We start from the raw sequence: 19483 nt of genomic DNA, 5'->3' as shown, positions 1-19483 counted from the left end.
AGGGAACAACGAAGGTGCACGGAAGAGCGGTTGGTACTGCCAGGCCGACTTCGATCCATCGCAGCCCCACCTCCTCCGGCCGGTCCCCCGTGAGGGACTTCCTGCTGCCCTGAACAGCGGCTAAGACTATCAGTCGACGTAAGTGTCAAGTCCGTACTTTGCTGGTTCGATACGGCTTCTATGCTCACTGCATGGTTGATGTTCTTGCTCTTGTCGAGGCCAGGCTGCGCACCGCCCTCGGCGAACCGGACGCGCGCGCCGCGGTGACCTTTCTCGGCACGGAGCGCATCGAGGTGCTGCGCTTCACCGACGGGGACATCGTCCGCTACGCCACGCTCGGCATGTCCGCCCAGCCGATGACGGACCCGGCCGCCGCCCTCGCCGACCCGGTCAAGGGCCCGCGCGCGGAGCTGGTCCTGTCGGTGCGGGCCGGGCTCGCCGACACGGACAAGGTGCTCCGGCCGCTCGCCGTCCTCGCCTCCACACCGCAGGTGGAGGGCGTCATCGTGGCCCCCGGCGCCTCGCTGGACATCGGCGAACCGCTGTGGCCCGGGGCGCCGTTCAGCTCGGTCCTGGTCGCCGAGTCGGGCGGCCTGGTCGAGGACCTGGAGCTCGACGACCCGATGGAGGCGGTCCGCTTCCTGCCGCTGCTGCCGATGACGACCAACGAGGCCGCCTGGAAGCGGGTGCGCGGGGCGCAGGAGCTGGAGGAGCGCTGGCTGGCGCAGGGCACGGATCTGCGGGATCCGCTGCGTAGGTCCGTGCAGCTGGACTAGTCCGGTCGCCCCGCTCGCCACACGCCGAGGGGTGATCGTCCTTGACGCGGCGCGGGACGGGGAGGACCGTTGGCAGGTATGAGGGGCGAACCCAGTTGCCCGAAGTGCGGAGGCCGGGTCAGGGCGCCCGGTCTCTTTGCCGACTCGTGGCAGTGCGACGTGCACGGCACGGTGCACCCGCTGCAGCCCGTGGTTCCCCCCAGCGTCGAGGCGCTCGGCGTCGCGGTGCACCGGACGAAGGTGCCGGTGTGGATGCCCTGGCCGCTGCCGATCGGCTGGCTGTTCACCGGAGTGGCGATCGCGGGCGACGACCGCAGCGGCGGGCGGGCGACCGCCGTGGCCTGCTCGGGCCCCGGCCCGCTCGGCGGCATGGGCGAGCTGCTGCTGGTCGCGGAGGAGCTGGGCGTGGGCCTCGGCGCGCGGTACGCGGGCATCGACGGCCCCGACCCCGGCCCCTACATGAGCGTCGACAAGCCGCCGCAGGCCAAGGTCCTCGCGGCGGGCCGCCCCACCCCGCTGTGGCACGTCACCGCGACCCCCGACGACCGCGCGGTCTTCGCGGGCGAGGCGCGCGGGCTCTGGCTCTGGGCGATCGTCTGGCCCGAGCAGTCGGGCCTGCTGCTCTACGACGAGCTGGTCCTCACCGATCTGCGCGACGCGGGCGCGGAGGTCGAACTGGTGCCGTGCGGGGCGCTGTCGCCGCGGATCCTGTCGTGACGCTCTCGCGTACGACGTCACGTACGCACGCGTGGGCGCTGTCTCGCGCCACGCGCGCGTACGCGGGGAGTGCGGTGGGTGCCACAGCTGTTTCGGGCCGTACAGGGGTGACGCGCAGTTATCCTTGAGTGTCCCCCTGTCCGTCCCGACCGCTGGAGTCACGCGTGCGCATCGATCTGCACACCCACTCCACGGCGTCGGACGGTACGGACACCCCGGCCGAGCTGGTCCGCAACGCGGCCGCCGCCGGTCTGGACGTCATCGCGCTGACCGACCACGACACCACCCGCGGCTACGCGGAGGCGACCGCGGCACTGCCCGCCGGTCTGACCCTGGTGACCGGCGCCGAGCTCTCCTGCCGTGTCGACGGCATCGGGATGCACGTGCTGGCGTACCTCTTCGACCCCGAGGAGCCGGAGCTGGCGCGCGAGCGCGAGCTCGTGCGTGACGACCGGGTGCCGCGCGCCCGGGGCATGGTGGCCAAGCTCCAGGAGCTCGGCGTCCCCGTGACCTGGGAGCAGGTCGCCAGGATCGCGGGCGACGGCTCGGTCGGCCGCCCGCACGTCGCCGAGGCGATGGTCGAGCTGGGCGTCGTCGACACCGTCTCCGACGCCTTCGTCCCGGACTGGCTGGCCGACGGCGGCCGGGCGTACGTCGGCAAGCACGAGCTCGACCCCTTCGACGCGATCCGCCTGGTCAAGGCGGCCGGCGGCGTCACCGTCTTCGCGCACCCGCTCGCCCTCAAGCGCGGCCAGGTCGTGCCCGAGACGGTCATAGCCGAGCTCGCGTCGGCCGGCCTCGACGGCATCGAGGTCGACCACACGGACCACGACGCGCCCACGCGCGCGCGGCTGCGCTCACTGGCCGCCGAGCTCGGTCTGCTGACCACCGGCTCCAGCGACTACCACGGCAGCCGCAAGGCCGTACGGCTCGGGGAGTGCACCACCGACCCCGAGATCTACGGCGAGATCACGCGCCGCGCGACGGGCGCGTTCCCCGTCCCGGGCGCGGGCGGAACCGGCCGCTGACCCGGCGGGGCCGCGCCCCGGCCCCCACCTCGCTTTCCCCGAGGACTCCGCCCACGCGGGGTCCCCCTTTCCGTACACCCCATCTCCTGCAAGGCACCACCGTGTTCGACGCTGCCGTCTTCGGCTCCCTCTTCCTCACCCTTTTTGTCATCATGGATCCCCCCGGGATCACACCGATCTTCCTGGCGCTCACCTCCGGCCGCCCCGCCAAGGTGCAGCGCAAGATGGCGTGGCAGGCCGCTGCCGTGGCCCTCGGTGTGATCACCGTCTTCGGTCTGGTGGGCCACCAGATCCTGGCGTATCTGCACATCGACGTCCCCGCGCTGATGATCGCGGGTGGTCTTCTGCTGCTGCTCATCGCGCTCGACCTGCTCACCGGCAAGACGGACGAGCCGAAGCAGACCAAGGACGTCAACGTCGCGCTCGTCCCGCTGGGCATGCCGCTGCTCGCCGGGCCCGGCGCGATCGTCCAGGTGATCCTGGCGGTCCAGAACCACGACACGTTCGGCGGGCAGGTCGCGGTCTGGACGGCGATCCTCGCGATGCACATCGTGCTGTGGCTGGTCATGCGGTACTCGCTGCTGATCATCCGCGTGATCAAGGACGGCGGTGTCGTCCTGGTGACCCGGCTCGCGGGCATGATGCTGTCGGCGCTCGCGGTGCAGCAGATCATCAACGGGATCACCCAGGTGATCCACGGGGCCTGAGCCTTACGTACGTAGTACGTAAGGCGTTCGTACGCGCAGCACGTCACGCACGAACGCGAAAAAGCGCCCCCTGCGCATCGACGACCTCGTCGGTGTACGGGGGGCGCTTCGGCTTTCGCCGCGCAGGAGATCCTTACGCGTTACGAAGCCGAGCTGTCGGCCGGGCGGATGTAGATGCGCTGGCCGATTGCGGCGGCCTGCTGCACGATCCGGTTGACGGAGGCGGCGTCCACGACGGTGCTGTCCACGGCGGAGCCGTCGACGTCGTTGAGGCGCATGATTTCGAAGCGCATGGCTTCTCCCTTCGTCTGATCCTCCTGAAGGAGAACTACTGGTGCGGGGGGCTGCGCCTGTGCAGCCTGCTCCCGCGGTTCTGTCCTGTTCAACGGGTTGCCCTTGGCAAACATTCCCTACGCTAAGGAAATTTTTTCACGAGCTAAATACTCGACGGTAAGGCGATCGGTTGTGTGGGGTCGGTCACGCCACGGACAATGGGTGGCATATGAGCGAAGCAGGCGACACCACTGGTAACCCCGACCGCACGCGTGCCCCGGGCGGGCCCGCCGCGTCCGCCAACGGCGCTGACATCGCCGTACAGCTGGAGCGCACCAACCAGCTGCTGCGGCGGATGCTCGCCGAGGTGGCGAAGACGCCGTCGACCCATGCGATCTTCGTGGACGCGGGGTACGTGTACGCGGCTGCGGGCCTCCTCGTCACCGGGACCGAGGACCGCCGGTCCTTCGACCTCGACGCCGAAGGACTGATCGAGGCGTTCATCGACAAGGCGCGCACGATCTTCGCGGACAGTCGGCTGCTCCGCGTGTACTGGTACGACGGCGCCCGCCGCCGGATCCACACCGCCGAGCAGCAGTCCATCGCGGAGCTGCCGGACGTGAAGGTCCGCCTCGGCAACCTCAACGCCAACAACCAGCAGAAGGGCGTCGACTCACTGATCCGCTCGGACCTGGAGTCCCTGGCCCGGCACCGCGCGATCAGCGACGCGGCGCTCATCGGCGGCGACGAGGACCTGGTCTCGGCGGTCGAGGCGGCGCAGGGGTATGGCGCGCGGGTCCACCTCTGGGGCATCGAGGCGGCCGAGGGCCGCAACCAGGCGGAGCCGCTGCTGTGGGAGGTCGACAGCCAGCGCACGTTCGACCTGGACTTCTGCAAGCCGTACGTCACCCGGCGGCCGGTGACGATGTACGAGGAGAGCGGGCCCGCGCCGACGCGGGACGATGTGCGGTTCGTGGGGGCGCGGATCGCTGCGACGTGGCTGTCGGAGCGGGGGCGGGCCGAACTGGCGCAGCTGCTGCCCGGGCATCCGTTCCTGCCCGGGCCTGTTGACCAGGACCTGCTCGTCGAGGCGGAGCGGTTGCTCCAGCGGTCGCTACGCGGCCATGCGGATCTGCGGCGGGCCCTGCGGGACGGGTTCTGGCAGCACTTGCAGTCGCAGTACTAGTCGCTGCGCTTGGCCGGCGTGACTTTTGCTGCGGGCCGGTGGGGGCTGGTCGCGCAGTTCCCCGCGCCCCTAGGTAGTTCGCCGCAGCCGGAGAACTTGGCTCGGCCGCAGGCTTTTAGGGGCGCGGGGAACTGCGCGACAAGCCCCCACCGGCCCGCAGACGACCTACGCGCTCCGCTCTGCCGCCAAAGCCGTCGCCCAGAACTCGGTCAGCGCCGTTGCCAGTTGCTCGGGGTGGGAGACGTTGGGGGAGTGGCCCGCGCCTGCGATGACCGTGTGGCGGGCGTCGGTGTCCCGGGCGAGCGCCGCCAGCTCGTCAAGGGTCCACACGGACTCCTCGTCCCCGTACGCCACATGCAGCGGCAACGGGAGCGCGGCGATGCCCTCGGTGCGGTCCGGTTCCGTTCTCAACTGGCGCCCGGTGGCGATGAGTTGGGCCGGACGGGTGTTGTACCACCGCCGCTGGAGGAACGCGGCGATGTCGGGCGCGTCGGGGACGTACGTCGGGTCGCGGCGGTCCAGCCAGCGGGTCACCGCCCAGACGACCGCCGTCGGCAGTACGGGCAGGGCGGCCCGCAGCAGCCGGATCTTGGCGCGCTGCTCCGCGCCGACATGCCCCGGCCCCGACGACAGCAGCGTCAACGACCGGAAGGATTCGGGGGAGAGGCGGGCGGCGGAGCGGGCGACCAGGCCGCCGAAGGAGTGGCCGACGAGGTGCACGGGGCCGTCGCCGAGGGCCGCGCTCTGCGCGAGTACGTCCTCGGCGAGGGTGCGCGGGGTGTACCCGGAGGTGCGGCGCGGTCCGGGGCTCTCGTGCTGGCCGCGTCCGTCGACCGCGACCGCGCGGTAGCCGGCCCGGGTGAGCGGCTCCAGGAGGGCGAGGAAGTCCTCCTTGCTCCCCGTGTACCCCGGAACGAGCAGCGCGGTCCCGACCGGCGCCGCCGTGGGGCGCGCGTCGAGCACGGCGAAGCGGCCGCGGGGCGTGACGAGGGCGTACGCGCGCGTGCCGGCGGGGAGGGCGAGGGAGCGGGGTGTGCTCATACGCCGAGCGTAATCGGGGATTCCGGCCGCCCCCAATCCGACCCCTGACCTGCGACTCCGCACCCCATAACGCGTTCGGCCCGGCACCCCCGTGAAGGGGTGCCGGGCCGAACATGGCGCTGTGCTCGCCGTGGTTGCTTACGCCTCCGGCGTCGCGGCCTTGCGCGTCCGGGTGCGGCGCGGCTTGGCCTCGGCCTCGGGGGTCGCCTCGGGGGCGGCCTCCGCCGTCTTCTTCGCGCGCGTGCGACGCGGCTTGGCCTCGACGGGCGCCTCGGCCTCGGCCACGACGGCCACGGCCTTCTTGCGCGTACGGGCCGGCTTGGCGGCGGCCTCGGCGGCCTTCGCCGCGGCGATCTCCAGCGCGGCCGACTCCGGGGTCAGGAACCCGACCTCGGCGACCGGCGCGACGACCTTGCGGGTGCGGCGACGCGGCGCCGGGGGCGCCTCGACGACGGCCTCGACGACCGGCTCCGCGACCTTGCGCGTACGGCGGCGCGGGGCGGCCACGGGGGCCTCCACGACGACCTCGGCGACCGGCTCGGCCACCTTGCGGGTGCGGCGGCGCGGGGCCGAGGGGGCCTCCGGCTCGGCGGCGGGCGCCGGGACGACGGGCGCCTCGACGACCGCGACGGCCTCGGCCGTCTTGCGCGTACGGGTACGGCGCGGCTTCGGCTCGGCCTCGACGACGGCCTCGGCGACCGGCTGCTCGGCCGGCACCTTCTCCGCCACGACCTTCTCGGCCGCTGCCTGCTCGACCACGGCCTCGGCGGCGGCCACCACGGCCTCGGCCGGGGCCACGGCACGGGTGCGGCGGCGACGGCGCGGGGTGCGCGGCTCGGCGGCCTCGGCCTCGACGGCCGGCTCCGGCGTCACGGACTGCGGCTCGGTCTCCTCGACCGAGGACCCGCCCCGCGTACGACGGCGCTGGCGCGGCGTACGGGCCGGACGCTCCTCCGTCACGACCGGGGCCGCGGCGGCGGACTTGCGGCCGCGGCCGCCCGTCTCGCCCAGGTCCTCCACTTCCTCGGCCGCCAGACCCGCACGGGTCCGCTCGGCGCGGGGCAGGACGCCCTTGGTGCCCGCCGGGATGCTGAGCTCCTCGAAGAGGTGCGCGGACGTGGAGTACGTCTCGACCGGGTCGTGGAACTTCAGGTCCAGCGCCTTGTTGATCAGCTGCCAGCGCGGGATGTCGTCCCAGTCGACCAGGGTGACGGCGGTGCCCTTGTTGCCCGCGCGGCCGGTGCGGCCCACGCGGTGCAGGAAGGTCTTCTCGTCCTCCGGCGACTGGTAGTTGATGACGTGCGTCACGCCCTCGACGTCGATGCCGCGCGCGGCGACGTCGGTGCAGACCAGCACGTCGACCTTGCCGTTGCGGAAGGCGCGCAGCGCCTGCTCGCGGGCGCCCTGGCCGAGGTCGCCGTGGACCGCGCCGGAGGCGAAGCCGCGCTTGGCGAGCTGCTCGGCGATGTCGGCGGCCGTCCGCTTCGTACGGCAGAAGATCATCGCGAGTCCGCGGCCGTCGGCCTGCAGGATGCGCGCGACGAGCTCCGGCTTGTCCATCGAGTGGGCGCGGAAGACGTGCTGCGAGATGTTGGCGACGGTCGCGCCCTCGTCGTCCGGCGCGGTGGCGCGGATGTGCGTGGGCTGCGACATGTAGCGACGGGCCAGGCCGATGACCGCGCCCGGCATGGTCGCCGAGAACAGCATCGTCTGGCGCTTCGGCGGAAGCATGTTGATGATCTTCTCGACGTCGGGCAGGAAGCCCAGGTCGAGCATCTCGTCGGCCTCGTCGAGGACGAGCACGCGGACGTGGGAGAGGTCGAGCTTGCGCTGACCCGCCAGGTCGAGCAGGCGCCCCGGGGTGCCGACGATCACGTCGACGCCCTTCTTGAGCGCCTCGACCTGCGGCTCGTACGCCCGGCCGCCGTAGATGGCGAGCACGCGGACGTTACGGACCTTGCCGGCGGTCAGCAGGTCGTTGGTGACCTGGGTGCACAGCTCGCGGGTGGGGACGACGACGAGCGCCTGCGGGGCGTCGGTGAGCTGCTCGGGCTTGGCCCGGCCCGCCTCGACGTCCGCGGGGACGGTGACGCGCTCCAGGATCGGCAGACCGAAGCCGAGCGTCTTGCCGGTGCCGGTCTTGGCCTGGCCGATCACGTCGGAGCCGGAGAGCGCGACGGGGAGCGTCATCTCCTGGATGGGGAACGGGGACACGATGCCGACGGCTTCAAGGGCTTCGGCGGTCTCGGGAAGGATCCCGAGCTCTCGGAACGTAGTCAGGGTGCTGCCTCTTCTGTGAGACGCGGCACGGGGCGAACGGGGCGGGTCGTACCGTGCCGGGTTCATCCGGCCGGAGTCGGGAATCGACCTGTGCCGGGTGGCGCGGGACCACTGCCGTCGCTCAAGCGCTCATGCCGCTGAGGGTCCCTCATCTGCGGTCACGCACTGTCACGTGCCGCACGAGGGCTGTCGGGTCGGAGCCGACCGGGCGACCGACCGGGCATCCTCATTCATCAAGCCGCCCGCCGATACATGATCCTCGGCAGGCTCATTACCACTGTACCCCGGATTCGCGCATGTGTGTTGGGCGAATCTGCGGGAAGCGCCGGGACCCGGTTCCTGACCAGGGCCTTCCGTCGTGCCGCCAGCGGGCTATTGTGCGGACCATGGAGACGCCTGACAACGCCGCCGCCGCCGGAACCGAAGCGGCCGGACACGCCGAAGAACCCGCCGCGCAGCCCACCGGGATCGCCGCCCAGGACTGGGCGACGGCCTCCGCCGAGCCCCAGTACCGCGCCGCCGTCGTGGATCTGCTCGGCGCGCTCGCGTACGGCGAGCTGGCGGCCTTCGAGCGCCTCGCCGACGACGCCAAGCTGGCACCCTCGCTCGCCGACAAGGCGGAACTGGCGAAGATGGCCTCGGCCGAGTTCCATCACTTCGAGCGGCTTCGCGACCGCCTCGCGGAGATCGACGCCGAGCCGACCGCCGCCATGGAGCCGTTCGCCAAGGCCCTGGACGACTTCCACCACCAGACCGCGCCGTCGGACTGGCTGGAGGGCCTGGTCAAGGCGTACGTGGGCGACTCGATCGCCAGTGACTTCTACCGCGAGGTCGCGGCCCGGCTCGACGCGGACACCCGCGGCCTGGTGCTCGCCGTCCTCGACGACACCGGCCACGGCAACTTCGCGGTCGAGAAGGTGCGCGCCGCGATCGAGGCGGACCCGCGCGTCGGCGGGCGCCTCGCGCTGTGGGCGCGCCGCCTGATGGGCGAGGCCCTGTCGCAGGCCCAGCGCGTGGTCGCGGAGCGCGACGCTCTCTCCACGATGCTGGTCGGCGGCATGGCGGACGGTTTCGACCTGGCCGCCGTCGGCGAGATGTTCACCCGGATCACCAAGGCGCACACCAAGCGGATGGCCGCGCTGGGGCTGGCCGCGTAACCGAAAGCCGCGTAACCGAAAAGGGGTGCCGCCTACGCCGCTGATCGGCGCAGGCGGCCCGTCGGGCGCAGGAGCAGGGACAGCGCGACCACGGCGATGAACGTCGCGCCGACGATCGTGGTCACCGTGTGGCCCGGGCCGACCGCCGAGTGGGTCAGGAAGGCGCCGAACAGGGCGCCGAGCGGGCCCGCCGCCAAAACGGTTCGCCGATCGGGCAGGCGGTGTGGCAGGCGGGTCGCGGCTGTCCAGGCAAGGGCGAGTCCGAGCAAAACGGAGCTGAGCGCTTCCAGGAGCATGTGCGTCCCTCCCGCGGTGTGGACCAGGCGAAATCGGTCACAGCCGTCCTACCCGACGCTCGCGGAGCGCAATCCTCCCCTCACCGTGTGGAGCACAGGGAGCGCACAGTCGGCGCAAAGAAGCCCGAACACACAGGAGCGGCCCGGCAGTCGACGACTGCCGGGCCGCTCCTGTTGTCATACGCGTCTACGGGCTACAGCTGGCCGAAGCCCACCCGGCGGACCGCCGGCTCGCCGATCTCCACGTACGCGATCCGGTCGGCCGGCACGAGGACCTTGCGGCCCTTGTCGTCCTGGAGGCTGAGCAGCTGCGCCTTGCCGGCGAGGGCGTCGGCTACCGCGCTCTCGACCTCTTCGGCGGACTGCCCGCTCTCCAGAACGATCTCCCGGGGTGCGTGCTGCACGCCGATCTTGACCTCCACGGCTATGTCCCTCCGACGGTCTGCGGTGCGCGGTCAGCCGCGCCGTACCCCGCACACATTAGCCCGGTGAGGGGACCCGGACGGGCGCGCGCCGCACGCTACGAGCGAACACCGCGGCCTGCCGGGGCCGGTCGTGGAGCCGGTCAGTGGCCGTCCACGCCGTGCAGCGGGAAGCCCGCGATGCCGCGCCAGGCCAGCGACGTCAGCAGCTGCACCGCCTTCTCGCGCGGGATCGCCGACTCGCTGGAGAGCCAGTAGCGGGCCACCACCTGGGAGACCCCGCCCAGGCCCACGGCGAGCAGCATCGACTCGTCCTTGGAGAGCCCGGTGTCCTCGGCGATCACGTCCGAGATCGCCTCGGCGCACTGCAGGCTGACCCGCTCGACGCGCTCGCGCACGGCGGGCTCGTTGGTCAGGTCGGACTCGAAGACGAGCCGGAAGGCGCCGCCCTCGTCCTCCACGTACGCGAAGTAGGCGTCCATGGTGGCGGCGACGCGCAGCTTGTTGTCGCTGGTCGAGGCGAGCGCCGTGCGCACCGCCAGGAGCAGTGCCTCGCAGTGCTGGTCGAGCAGGGCGAGGTAGAGCTCCAGCTTTCCGGGGAAGTGCTGGTAGAGGACCGGCTTGGAGACGCCCGCCCGCTCCGCGATGTCGTCCATCGCGGCCGAGTGGTAGCCCTGTGCGACGAAGACTTCCTGGGCGGCGCCCAGAAGCTGATTGCGGCGGGCCCGGCGCGGCAGGCGGGTGCCCCGCGGGCGCGCCGCCTCGGTCTGCTCGATGGCTGTCACGCCGCCTCCCAAAGGTTGATCTCGTGCGCGATGTACGCGCGCCGCCATCGTACTTTTGGGTAACCCGGCTGTGCGCGGTGCGCACGCAGAATTTCACGGACCGGACAGGCTGGGTAGCTGGAGATACGCCCGGTTATCCGAACAAATCAGCGGTAGTCGTCTTCGTTGAGTGCGACGACGCGAGCCTGTTCGACGGCGTCCGCCTCGTTCGCCGCGTCCGGGTGGACGCGGGTCAGCGGCTCGTCGCGTTCCTGTCGTACGTCCGTGTGCTGCTCGGCGGCATCCGCTTCGGGGGTTTCCTCGGAGAGTTCGGCTGCGTCGTCTTCTTCCTGGAAGGTGTCAGGATCGGTCGGGTCGACGGGCATGGCTACTCCCTTGAAGAGGCCTTGCTACGAGCCTATGGGGTTGCTCTGCGCAGCGCTATGCGATCTGTGACGGCGAACACATGAACCACGGTGTGATCGTCTCGTAACATTGCCCGCATGTCTTCGACCGAGCTGCCGGAATCCCCAGTCGCCGCTGTCGCCCCGGCACCCCGGGTGGGCGCGGTCCGGGTGGCGCCGGGCGAGGAGCTGCGTTCGGTGGGCCTGCCCGGCCTGACGCTGAACGTCCGGTCGCGCCCCGGGAACCGGCCCGGCCTGGCCCCCGCCCTGTATGTGCACGGGCTCGGCGGGTCCTCGCAGAACTGGTCGGCGCTGATGCCGCACCTGTCCGACATAGTCGACGGCGAGGCCCTGGACCTGCCCGGCTTCGGGGACTCCCCGCCGCCGGACGACGGCAACTACTCGGTCACCGGCCACGCGCGCGCGGTGATCCGGCTGCTCGAATCGGGCGGGCGCGGGCCCGTCCACCTCTTCGGCAACTCGCTGGGCGGCGCCGTCGCCACCCGCGTCGCGGCCGTCCGCCCGGACCTGGTCCGCACCCTCACCCTCGTCTCGCCCGCGCTGCCCGAGCTGCGCCCCCAGCGCACCGCCTGGCCCACCGGGCTGCTCGCGGTGCCGGGAGTGGCCGCCCTTTTCATGAAGCTGTCCAAGGACTGGACGGCCGAGGACCGTACGCGCGGGGTCATGGCCCTTTGTTACGGAGACCCGGGCCGGGTCGGCCCCGAGGCGTTCCGGGCGGCCGTCGAGGAGATGGAGCGCCGTCTTCAGCTCCCGTACTTCTGGGACGCGATGGCCCGCTCGGCGCGGGGCGTCGTGGACGCGTACACGCTGGGCGGCCAGCACGGACTGTGGCGGCAGGCCGAGCGGGTGCTCGCGCCGACGCTGCTCGTCTACGGCGGCCGCGACCAGCTGGTCGGCTACCGGATGGCCCGCAAGGCGGCCACCGCGTTCCGTGATGCGAGACTGCTGACCCTGCCCGATGCCGGGCACGTGGCGATGATGGAGTACCCGGAGGTGGTCGCGCAGGCCTTCCGGGACCTGGTCGACGACTGCGGAAACAGGAGCTGATCCGGCGCGTGGGACGACACAGCCGACCCAAGGGCGTCACGTCCGGCGACCCCGGCATACCCGCCGGCGAATCCGGCATACGCGCGGCGGACCCGGGGATCCCCGCCGACTCCGGGACGCGTGCCGGTAACCCCGGGTTCCCCGCCGACCACTTCGCCGCACCCGCCGGGCACCCCGGTGCGGCCGAGGCCGCGCCCGCAGCTCCCGGCGTGGGCAGACGCCGCCGTATCGACGGTCCCGCCACCGGGCCGATTCCGCGGGTCCGACCGGTTCCCGACGGCCCCGCGCCCGAGCACTTCGGCGGCTCGACCCCGTCGCACGGCGTGCCCCGGGTGCGCGGCGGCCACCCCGAACACCATGAGGGCGGCGGCGGTTGGGGCGAGCCCTCGGCCGTACGCCATGACGACCGGTACGACACCCCGCGCCCGACGGCCCCGACCGGTTCGGTCGGCCCCACCACCCCGACCGCCGGCCCCGGTGTCCGAATACCGGGACCCCGGCGCGAGTACGTGGACGCCTTCGACGGGCGGGCGCAGACCGACGCCTTCGACAGGCGCGCACAGAACGACCCCTTCGGCGACCGCGACCCGTCGGACACCGGCACGCAGCGCACAGCGGCACCGACCGTCCCCGCCCCCCGGCCGGTCCCCGTCGTGGATCTGCCCGACGACGCGGAGATCCCCGCCGACCCCAGGCCGGAAAAGGCCAGGTCCAAGGGCAAGGGCCGCACCCTCACCGGGATCGCGGCCGCCGCCGTGACCACCGTGCTCGCGGTCGTCGTGGCCGGGCAGGTCACCTCCGACGGCGGCCACCACACCGGCGCCCAGTCCGCCGGGGACAGCAGCCGGGACGACGAGGGGACGGCGTCGCGCTCCAACAGCCGGGCCACGCCCGAGCAGGCGGCCCCGGCCGTGCAGGCCTCGTACGAGCAGAAGATGGCGCTGCAGTACCCGATCGACCCGAAGCTGAAAGGTTCCGGCGACTTCGAGGCGGTGCCCGGGTTCGTGGCGGCGCCCGGCAAGGGGCGCAAGTACCGCTACCGGGTCGACGTCGAGAAGGGCCTTGGCCTCGACGGTCAGCTCTTCGCCGACGCCGTGCAGAAGACCCTCAACGACGACCGCAGCTGGGCGCACGACGGGGCGATGACCTTCGAGCGGATCTCGTCCGGGCAGCCGGACTTCGTGGTCACGCTGGCCAGTCCCGGCACCACCGCCACCTGGTGCGGCAAGTCGGGGCTCGACACCACCGAGGACAACGTCTCCTGCGACTCGGCCGCCACCGAGCGCGTGATGATCAACGCGTTCCGCTGGGCACAGGGCTCGGAGACGTTCGGGCCCCAGGCGATGTACGCCTACCGGCAGATGCTCATCAACCACGAAGTGGGGCACCGGCTCGGCCACGGTCATGTGAGCTGTCGCACTCCCGGCGCCCTCGCTCCGGTGATGCAGCAGCAGACCAAGTCCCTGGACATAGACGGGATCAAGTGCCGTCCCAACCCCTGGGTCTTCCCGACTGGTTGAGACCAGTACGACCCCGCTGTCCACACTGTGGGACAACTGTCCCAATCCTGGTTGACAGTGGACAGCGGGGCTTTGCATAGTTCTCGGCATGCCGCACCGCCCCGTCACCCCCGCACGCGCCGCCATCGAGCTGGCGCTGATCGGCGTGACCGGGCTCTGCGTAGCCGACATTCACTGTTGCTGACGCCCACCCGCGCGCCCCTTCGTTCCTTCCTCGCGCCCGGGTACTCCGCCGTCGTCGTTCATCCGCGCGGGCGCAGCACTCCCTCTTCTTTTGAAGACCCATGACCTCTTCATGGGCCGAGGCAGACGTCCGCGTCCCGTTTGCCCCAGCCCGGCAGTCATCGAGAGGTCTTCAGTCCCATGCGCCAGATGTCCGGAAACGTCGCAAGAGCGGCAGCGATAGCCGTGGTTCTCGCCGTGGGCGCTGTCGCCTGCGGCCCCGACGACAGCGGCGCCAAGAACGCCGGGGGCGCGGACGGCAAGCCGCGCAACGGCGGCACGCTCTCCGTCCTCAACAACGAGCCGCAGACCGACTTCGACCCGGCCCGCCTCTACACCTCCGGCGGCGGAAACGTTCCGTCCCTGATCTTCCGTACGCTCACCACCCGCAACCGCGAGGCGGGCGCCGCCGGCACCAAGGTCGTCCCGGACCTCGCCACCGACACCGGCAAGCCCAACGCCGACGCCACGGTGTGGACGTACACCCTCAAGGACGGCCTCAAGTACGAGGACGGCACGCCGATCACGACGGCCGACATCAAGTACGGCATCGAGCGGTCCTTCGCGGCCGAGCTCTCCGGCGGCGCGCCCTATCTGCGCGACTGGCTGGTCGGCGGCGCCGACTACCAGGGCCCGTACAAGGACGGCGGCAAGGGCCTGGCCGCCATCGAGACGCCCGACGCCAAGACGATCGTCTTCCATCTGAACAAGCCCGAGGGCGAGTTCCCCTACCTGGCGACCCAGACGCAGTTCGCGCCGGTCCCCAAGGCCAAGGACAAGGGAACCAAGTACGAGGAGCACCCCGTCTCGTCCGGCCCGTACAAGGTCGTCAAGAACGAGAACGACGGCGAGCACCTGGTCCTGGAGCGCAACCCCAACTGGTCGCAGGCGACCGACTCCCAGCGCAAGGCCTACCCGGACAGCATCGACGTCCGCTCCGGCCTGGACGCCTCCGTCATCAACCAGCGCCTCTCCGCCTCGCAGGGCCCGGACGCGGCGGCCGTCACCACCGACACCAACCTGGGCCCGGCCGAGCTCGCCAAGATCGGCGGCGACAAGGCGCTCAACGCGCGCGTGGGCACCGGCCACTTCGGCTACACCAACTACATCGCCTTCAACCCGAAGGTGAAGCCGTTCGACAACCCCAAGGTGCGCCAGGCCGTCGCGTACGCCGTGGACCGCACCTCGGCCGTCAACGCGGTCGGCGGCTCCTCGCTCGCCGAGCCCGCCACCACCTTCCTGCCGAACCAGAAGGCGTTCGGCTACACCGCCTTCGACCACTTCCCGGCCGGTGACTCGGGCAACGCGGCCAAGGCCAAGGAGCTCCTGAAGGAAGCGGGTTACGCGGACGGCCTCACCGTCACGCTCACCCACTCCAACGCCAAGGGCGGCCCCAAGGGCCCCGAGGTCGCCACCGCCCTCCAGGACGCGCTGAAGAAGGCCGGCATCACGGTCAAGCTCCAGGGCCTGGAGGCCAACGCCTACGCCGACACCGTCCAGAGCGTGAACAAGGAGCCCGGCTTCTTCCTGCGCGGCTGGGGCGCGGACTGGCCCTCCGGCGGCCCGTTCCTCGCGCCGATCTTCGACGGCCGCCAGATCGTCAAGGACGGTGCCAACTTCAACACCGGCTTCCTCGACGACCCCTCGGTCAACAAGGAGATCGACGAGATCAACAAGCTGACCGACCTGTCGGCGGCGGCTCCGCGCTGGGGCGCGCTCGACAAGAAGATCGGTGAGCAGGCCGTCGTGGTCCCGCTCTTCCACCCGGTCTACAAGCGGCTCGTCGGCAAGGATGTCAAGAACGTCGTCATCAGCGACTGGACCGGCGTGCTCGACATCTCCCAGGTCGCGGTCAAGTAGTCATGACCGAAGCCCTGTTGGCTCCCGACGCGGGAGCGGCCACCGCGGTCGCTCCCGCTTCCGGGGCCCGTCAGTTCTGGCGACGGCTGCGCGCCCAGCGTGCCGTGACCGTCGCCGCCGTCGTCTTCGCGCTGCTCGTCCTCGTGGCGCTCGCCGCGCCCCTGCTCACCGCCCTGGAGGGGCAGGACCCCAACACGTACCACCCGGGTCTCGTCGACTCGGCGGCCGGCGGTGTGCCCAAGGGCTCCTTCGGCGGGATCAGCGCCGAGCACTGGCTCGGCGTCGAGCCCCAGACCGGCCGCGATCTGTTCGCGCGACTCGTGTACGGGGCCCGGGTCTCGCTCGGGATCGCCTTCATCGCCACCGTCTTCCAGGTGTTCATCGGCGTGAGCCTCGGCCTGCTCGCCGCGCTCGGCGGGCGCTGGGCCGACCAGGTCATCAGCCGTTTCACCGATGTCGTCGTCGCGCTGCCCCTGCTCGTCATCGGGCTCGGCCTGATCGCCGTCGTCCCGGACTCGGTGCCGCGCCCGGTGCTGATCACCCTGGTCATCGCGGTCGTCGGCTGGTCCGGCACCTCCAAGATCGTGCGCTCCTCCGCCCTCGCCCTCAAGTCGCTCGACTATGTCTCGGCGGCCCGGCTCAGCGGCTGGGGCCGCCTCGCCATCGCCCGGCGCGAGCTGCTGCCCGCCCTCGCGGCGCCCGTCATCACGTACGGCGTGCTCCTGGTGCCCGCCAACGTCTCGATCGAGGCGGCCCTGTCGTTCCTCGGCGTCGGTATCAAGCCGCCCACCCCGTCGTGGGGGCAGATGCTCACCGAGGCCAACACCTGGTACCAGTCGGCGCCCACGTATCTGCTGCTGCCGGCCGCTTTCCTGTTCGTGACGGTGCTCTCGCTGACCGTCGTCGGCGAAGGCGTGCGCACCGCGCTCGACCCCAGGGCCGCCTCCCGGCTCAAGGTCGGCGTCAAGTCCCGTAAGGAGGCCGCGAAGTGACCGGCTTCCTGCTGCGGCGGATCGGCGGCGCGGTCTTCGTACTGCTGGCCCTGTCCGTCGTCGTCTACCTCGTCTTCTACGCCGCTCCCGGCAACGTCGCCCAGATCGTCTGCGGCGAGCGCTGCTCCCCGGCGCAGGTCGCCCAGGTGCACGACCGCCTCCAGCTCGGCGATCCGCTCTACGTGCAGTACTGGCACTTCCTTGAGGGCCTGTTCGTCGGCCGCGACTTCTCCTCCGGCATCGGCGTCGTCCACTGCGACGCGCCGTGCCTGGGACTGTCGTACCGCCAGGACTCGCCGGTCACCGACATCCTGCTGAACAAGCTGCCGGTCACCGGGTCGCTGGTGATCGGGGCGTTCGTCCTGTGGATCGTCCTCGGCGTCGGCACCGGGCTGCTCTCCGCGTGGAAGCGCGGCTCGGCCGTCGAGCGCGTACTGACCGGGCTCACCCTGGTCGGCTTCTCCACGCCGGTCTTCGTGGTCGGCCTGGTCCTGATCATCGTCTTCTGCTCGACGCTGGCCTGGCTGCCGTTCCCGCAGTACACCCCGTTCTCCGACAACCCGGAGCAGTGGTTCTGGGGGCTGCTGCTGCCGTGGATCTCGCTGGCGCTGATCGAGAGCGCCAAGTACGCCCGCCTGGTGCGCAGTTCGATGCTGGAGACGCTGGCCGAGGACCATGTGCGCACCTTCCGCGCGTACGGAGTGACCGAGCGGGCCATCGTCGGCAAGCACGCGCTGCGCGGCGCCCTGGCCCCCGTCATCGCGCTGAGCGCGCTGGACGCGGGCTCGATGTTCGGCGGTGCGGTGCTCACCGAGTCGCTCTTCGGCATCCAGGGCATCGGCAAGCTCCTGGTGGACTCGGTCCGCCAGGTCGACCTGCCCATCGTGGTCGGCGTCGTGATGACGACCGGGTTCTTCGTGGTACTGGCCAATGCCGTCGCGGACGCGCTGTACGCGGTGGCGGACCGACGGGTGGTGCTGTCATGACCGAGCCCCTGGTGGAGGTCGTCGATCTCGGCATCTCCTTCGGCGAGACGCGGGCCGTGGACGGGCTCTCCTTCAGCCTGGCGCCCGGCGCCGCGCTCGGTGTGGTCGGCGAGTCCGGCTCCGGCAAGAGCGCGTCCGCGTACGCGCTGCTCGGACTGCACCGGGGCACCGGCGCCGTCGTCGAGGGCAGCGTCAAGGTGGCCGGAACCGATGTCCACGAGGCGTCGGACGCCGAACTGCGGCGGCTGCGCGGGGGAGTGGCCGCGATGGTCTTCCAGGACCCGCTCTCCTCCCTCGACCCGTACTACGCGATCGGCGACCAGATCGCCGAGGTGTACCGGGTGCACCGGGGCGGCTCACGCAAGGCGGCACGCGCGCGTGCCGTCGACGTGCTCGACCGCGTCGGCATCCCGGACGCGGCCCGCAAGGCGCGCTCGCGCCCGCACGAGTTCTCCGGCGGCATGCGCCAGCGCGCGCTCATCGCGATGGCGCTGGCCTGCGAGCCGAAGCTGCTCATCGCCGACGAGCCGACCACCGCCCTGGACGTCACCGTCCAGGCCCAGATCCTCGACCTGCTGCACGGGCTGCGCCACGAGACCGGGATGGGCCTGCTGCTCGTCACCCATGACGTGGGCGTCGCGGCGGAGAGCGTCGACGACGTCCTGGTGATGCGGCAGGGGCGCGCGGTCGAACGCGGGCCGGTGCGCGAGGTACTGGGCGCGCCCAAGGCCGCGTACACCAAGGAGCTCCTTTCGGCCGTGCCGCGCCTGGACGCGCCGAAGGCGGCAGGCGAGCCCGCCGGTGAGCCGCTGCTCGAAGCCGTCGACCTGCGCAAGGTCTTCGGCCGCGGCAAGTCGTCGTTCACCGCCGTCGACGGTGTCTCGCTCACCGTGCGGCGCGGCGAGACGCTGGGCGTGGTCGGCGAGAGTGGCAGCGGCAAGACGACACTCGGCCGGATGCTGGTGGGCCTGCTCGACACCACGTCGGGCACCATCCGCCGCGAGGGCACGGCCGTCCAGATGGTCTTCCAGGACCCGGTCGCCTCCCTCAACCCCAGGCGCTCGATCGGCGAGTCGGTCGCCGACCCGCTGCGGGCCTCGGGCGTACGGGACGACAAGCGCATCCGCGCGCGCGTGGGCGAGCTCCTGGAGCGGGTCGGCCTCGACCCGGACCGCTACGACCGCTACCCGCACGAGTTCAGCGGCGGCCAGCGCCAGCGGGTCGGCATCGCGCGGGCGCTCGCGGCCGAGCCGCAGCTGATCGTCTGCGACGAGCCGGTGTCCGCGCTCGATGTGACGACGCAGGCCCATGTCACCGAGCTGCTCGCCGAGTTGCAGCGCGAACTCGGGCTCGGGCTCGTCTTCATCGCGCACGACCTCGCCGTCGTACGCCAGGTCAGCGACCGGGTCGCGGTGATGCGCCAGGGCCGGATCGTGGAGGAGGGCGCGGTGGACGAGGTCTACGGCTCGCCCCAGGACCCGTACACCCGGCAGCTGCTCGCCGCCGTCCCCACCGTCGACCCGGTGCTCGCGGCGGTGCGCCGCGCGGCCCGCAAGGAGCTGCGCGACCAGCTGCGCGAGCAGAACCGCGATGAACTGGCCGCGGCCTGACGCTGGGTGACTCTCCCGCCCCGTAGCGCGACAAAACGCTACCGGGGTGGGAAAGTTACGTGCATTCACCCCTTCCGGTGGCGCGATGGACAACCGTCCATCGCGCCACCGTCGTATCCGCTTACGTTCTTCCCGCTGCGAGTCGCCGAGGCAACGGCGGCCGCCCACAAGGGA

Annotated in this window: 20 protein-coding genes; 13 read left to right on the top strand and 7 right to left on the bottom strand. The window is 71.7% G+C overall.

Going from position 1 to position 19483, the window contains the following annotated elements:
- Positions 1–191: 191 nt before the first annotated feature.
- The 4 genes from BG418_RS23975 (at position 192) to BG418_RS23960 (ending at position 3228) form a co-directional block, all read left to right on the top strand.
- The gene (locus tag BG418_RS23975; protein ID WP_188276041.1) at positions 192–776 is read left to right on the top strand and encodes a suppressor of fused domain protein; all 585 of its coding nucleotides are present in this window, start codon (positions 192–194) and stop codon (positions 774–776) included.
- A 78-nt stretch (positions 777–854) separates the two neighbouring features.
- Complete coding sequence (locus BG418_RS23970; RefSeq protein WP_188276040.1) at positions 855–1493, top strand: DUF6758 family protein; 639 nt, start codon at positions 855–857, stop codon at positions 1491–1493.
- Between the two features lie 164 nt (positions 1494–1657).
- Positions 1658–2521: a PHP domain-containing protein gene (locus BG418_RS23965; RefSeq protein ID WP_188276039.1), complete on the top strand. Its 864-nt coding sequence runs from the start codon at positions 1658–1660 to the stop codon at positions 2519–2521.
- Positions 2522–2622: 101 nt separating this feature from the next.
- On the top strand, positions 2623–3228 hold the full coding sequence (locus tag BG418_RS23960; protein WP_188276038.1) for a MarC family protein: 606 nt from the start codon (positions 2623–2625) through the stop codon (positions 3226–3228).
- A 140-nt stretch (positions 3229–3368) separates the two neighbouring features.
- Here the strand turns inward: BG418_RS23960 and BG418_RS23955 are convergent, their stop codons facing one another.
- On the bottom strand, positions 3369–3521 hold the full coding sequence (locus BG418_RS23955; protein ID WP_188276037.1) for a hypothetical protein: 153 nt from the start codon (positions 3519–3521) through the stop codon (positions 3369–3371).
- Positions 3522–3730: 209 nt separating this feature from the next.
- Between BG418_RS23955 and BG418_RS23950 the strand changes: the two genes are divergently transcribed.
- The gene (locus BG418_RS23950; RefSeq protein WP_223185342.1) at positions 3731–4687 is read left to right on the top strand and encodes an NYN domain-containing protein; all 957 of its coding nucleotides are present in this window, start codon (positions 3731–3733) and stop codon (positions 4685–4687) included.
- A gap of 165 nt (positions 4688–4852) precedes the next feature.
- Here the strand turns inward: BG418_RS23950 and BG418_RS23945 are convergent, their stop codons facing one another.
- The gene (locus BG418_RS23945) at positions 4853–5728 is read right to left on the bottom strand and encodes an alpha/beta fold hydrolase (protein ID WP_188276036.1); all 876 of its coding nucleotides are present in this window, start codon (positions 5726–5728) and stop codon (positions 4853–4855) included.
- A gap of 138 nt (positions 5729–5866) precedes the next feature.
- Positions 5867–8074, bottom strand: coding sequence for a DEAD/DEAH box helicase (locus BG418_RS23940; RefSeq protein ID WP_188276035.1), 2208 nt, complete (start codon positions 8072–8074; stop codon positions 5867–5869).
- Positions 8075–8394: 320 nt separating this feature from the next.
- Here BG418_RS23940 and BG418_RS23935 point away from each other — a divergent pair, with 320 nt between their 5' ends.
- A complete protein-coding gene (locus BG418_RS23935) occupies positions 8395–9165 on the top strand; it encodes a ferritin-like fold-containing protein (protein ID WP_188276034.1) in 771 nt (256 codons plus the stop codon).
- A gap of 32 nt (positions 9166–9197) precedes the next feature.
- On the opposite strand, the gene BG418_RS23930 is transcribed toward BG418_RS23935, so the two are convergent.
- From BG418_RS23930 to BG418_RS23915, 4 genes are all read right to left on the bottom strand, one after another.
- Positions 9198–9461: a hypothetical protein gene (locus BG418_RS23930; protein WP_188276033.1), complete on the bottom strand. Its 264-nt coding sequence runs from the start codon at positions 9459–9461 to the stop codon at positions 9198–9200.
- 194 nt (positions 9462–9655) lie between these two features.
- Positions 9656–9883 (bottom strand): DUF3107 domain-containing protein, encoded by a 228-nt coding sequence (locus BG418_RS23925; protein ID WP_188276032.1) that lies wholly within the window; start codon positions 9881–9883, stop codon positions 9656–9658.
- A 143-nt stretch (positions 9884–10026) separates the two neighbouring features.
- Positions 10027–10668, bottom strand: a complete 642-nt coding sequence (locus tag BG418_RS23920) for a TetR/AcrR family transcriptional regulator (RefSeq protein WP_188276031.1) — start codon at positions 10666–10668, stop codon at positions 10027–10029.
- A gap of 146 nt (positions 10669–10814) precedes the next feature.
- Positions 10815–11033 carry a hypothetical protein gene (locus BG418_RS23915; protein ID WP_188276030.1) on the bottom strand — a complete coding sequence of 73 codons (219 nt, stop codon included), beginning with the start codon at positions 11031–11033 and terminating at the stop codon, positions 10815–10817.
- A gap of 117 nt (positions 11034–11150) precedes the next feature.
- On the opposite strand from BG418_RS23915, the gene BG418_RS23910 reads away from it, so the two are divergent.
- The 7 genes from BG418_RS23910 to BG418_RS23885 all read left to right on the top strand — a co-directional run bounded on the left by BG418_RS23910 (position 11151) and on the right by BG418_RS23885 (position 19309).
- Positions 11151–12119 carry an alpha/beta fold hydrolase gene (locus tag BG418_RS23910; protein WP_188276029.1) on the top strand — a complete coding sequence of 323 codons (969 nt, stop codon included), beginning with the start codon at positions 11151–11153 and terminating at the stop codon, positions 12117–12119.
- 209 nt (positions 12120–12328) lie between these two features.
- The gene (locus BG418_RS23905; protein WP_399000402.1) at positions 12329–13639 is read left to right on the top strand and encodes a DUF3152 domain-containing protein; all 1311 of its coding nucleotides are present in this window, start codon (positions 12329–12331) and stop codon (positions 13637–13639) included.
- A gap of 88 nt (positions 13640–13727) precedes the next feature.
- Positions 13728–13823, top strand: coding sequence for an Ms4533A family Cys-rich leader peptide (locus tag BG418_RS40940; RefSeq protein WP_317453741.1), 96 nt, complete (start codon positions 13728–13730; stop codon positions 13821–13823).
- A 179-nt stretch (positions 13824–14002) separates the two neighbouring features.
- Positions 14003–15721: an ABC transporter substrate-binding protein gene (locus tag BG418_RS23900; protein ID WP_188276028.1), complete on the top strand. Its 1719-nt coding sequence runs from the start codon at positions 14003–14005 to the stop codon at positions 15719–15721.
- Positions 15722–15723: 2 nt separating this feature from the next.
- Positions 15724–16713, top strand: a complete 990-nt coding sequence (locus tag BG418_RS23895; protein WP_188276027.1) for an ABC transporter permease — start codon at positions 15724–15726, stop codon at positions 16711–16713.
- Positions 16710–17699: an ABC transporter permease gene (locus BG418_RS23890; RefSeq protein WP_188276026.1), complete on the top strand. Its 990-nt coding sequence runs from the start codon at positions 16710–16712 to the stop codon at positions 17697–17699. The genes BG418_RS23895 and BG418_RS23890 overlap by 4 nt, the downstream gene beginning before the upstream one ends.
- Complete coding sequence (locus BG418_RS23885; RefSeq protein ID WP_188276025.1) at positions 17696–19309, top strand: dipeptide ABC transporter ATP-binding protein; 1614 nt, start codon at positions 17696–17698, stop codon at positions 19307–19309. Before BG418_RS23890 ends, BG418_RS23885 begins: the two co-directional genes overlap by 4 nt.
- Positions 19310–19483 lie beyond the last annotated feature (174 nt).

The sequence above is a fragment of the Streptomyces sp. CBMA152 genome (genome assembly GCF_014596475.1).
Classification (GTDB): Bacteria; Actinomycetota; Actinomycetes; order Streptomycetales; family Streptomycetaceae; genus Streptomyces.
This window is presented reverse-complemented; position numbering and strand designations above follow the sequence as displayed.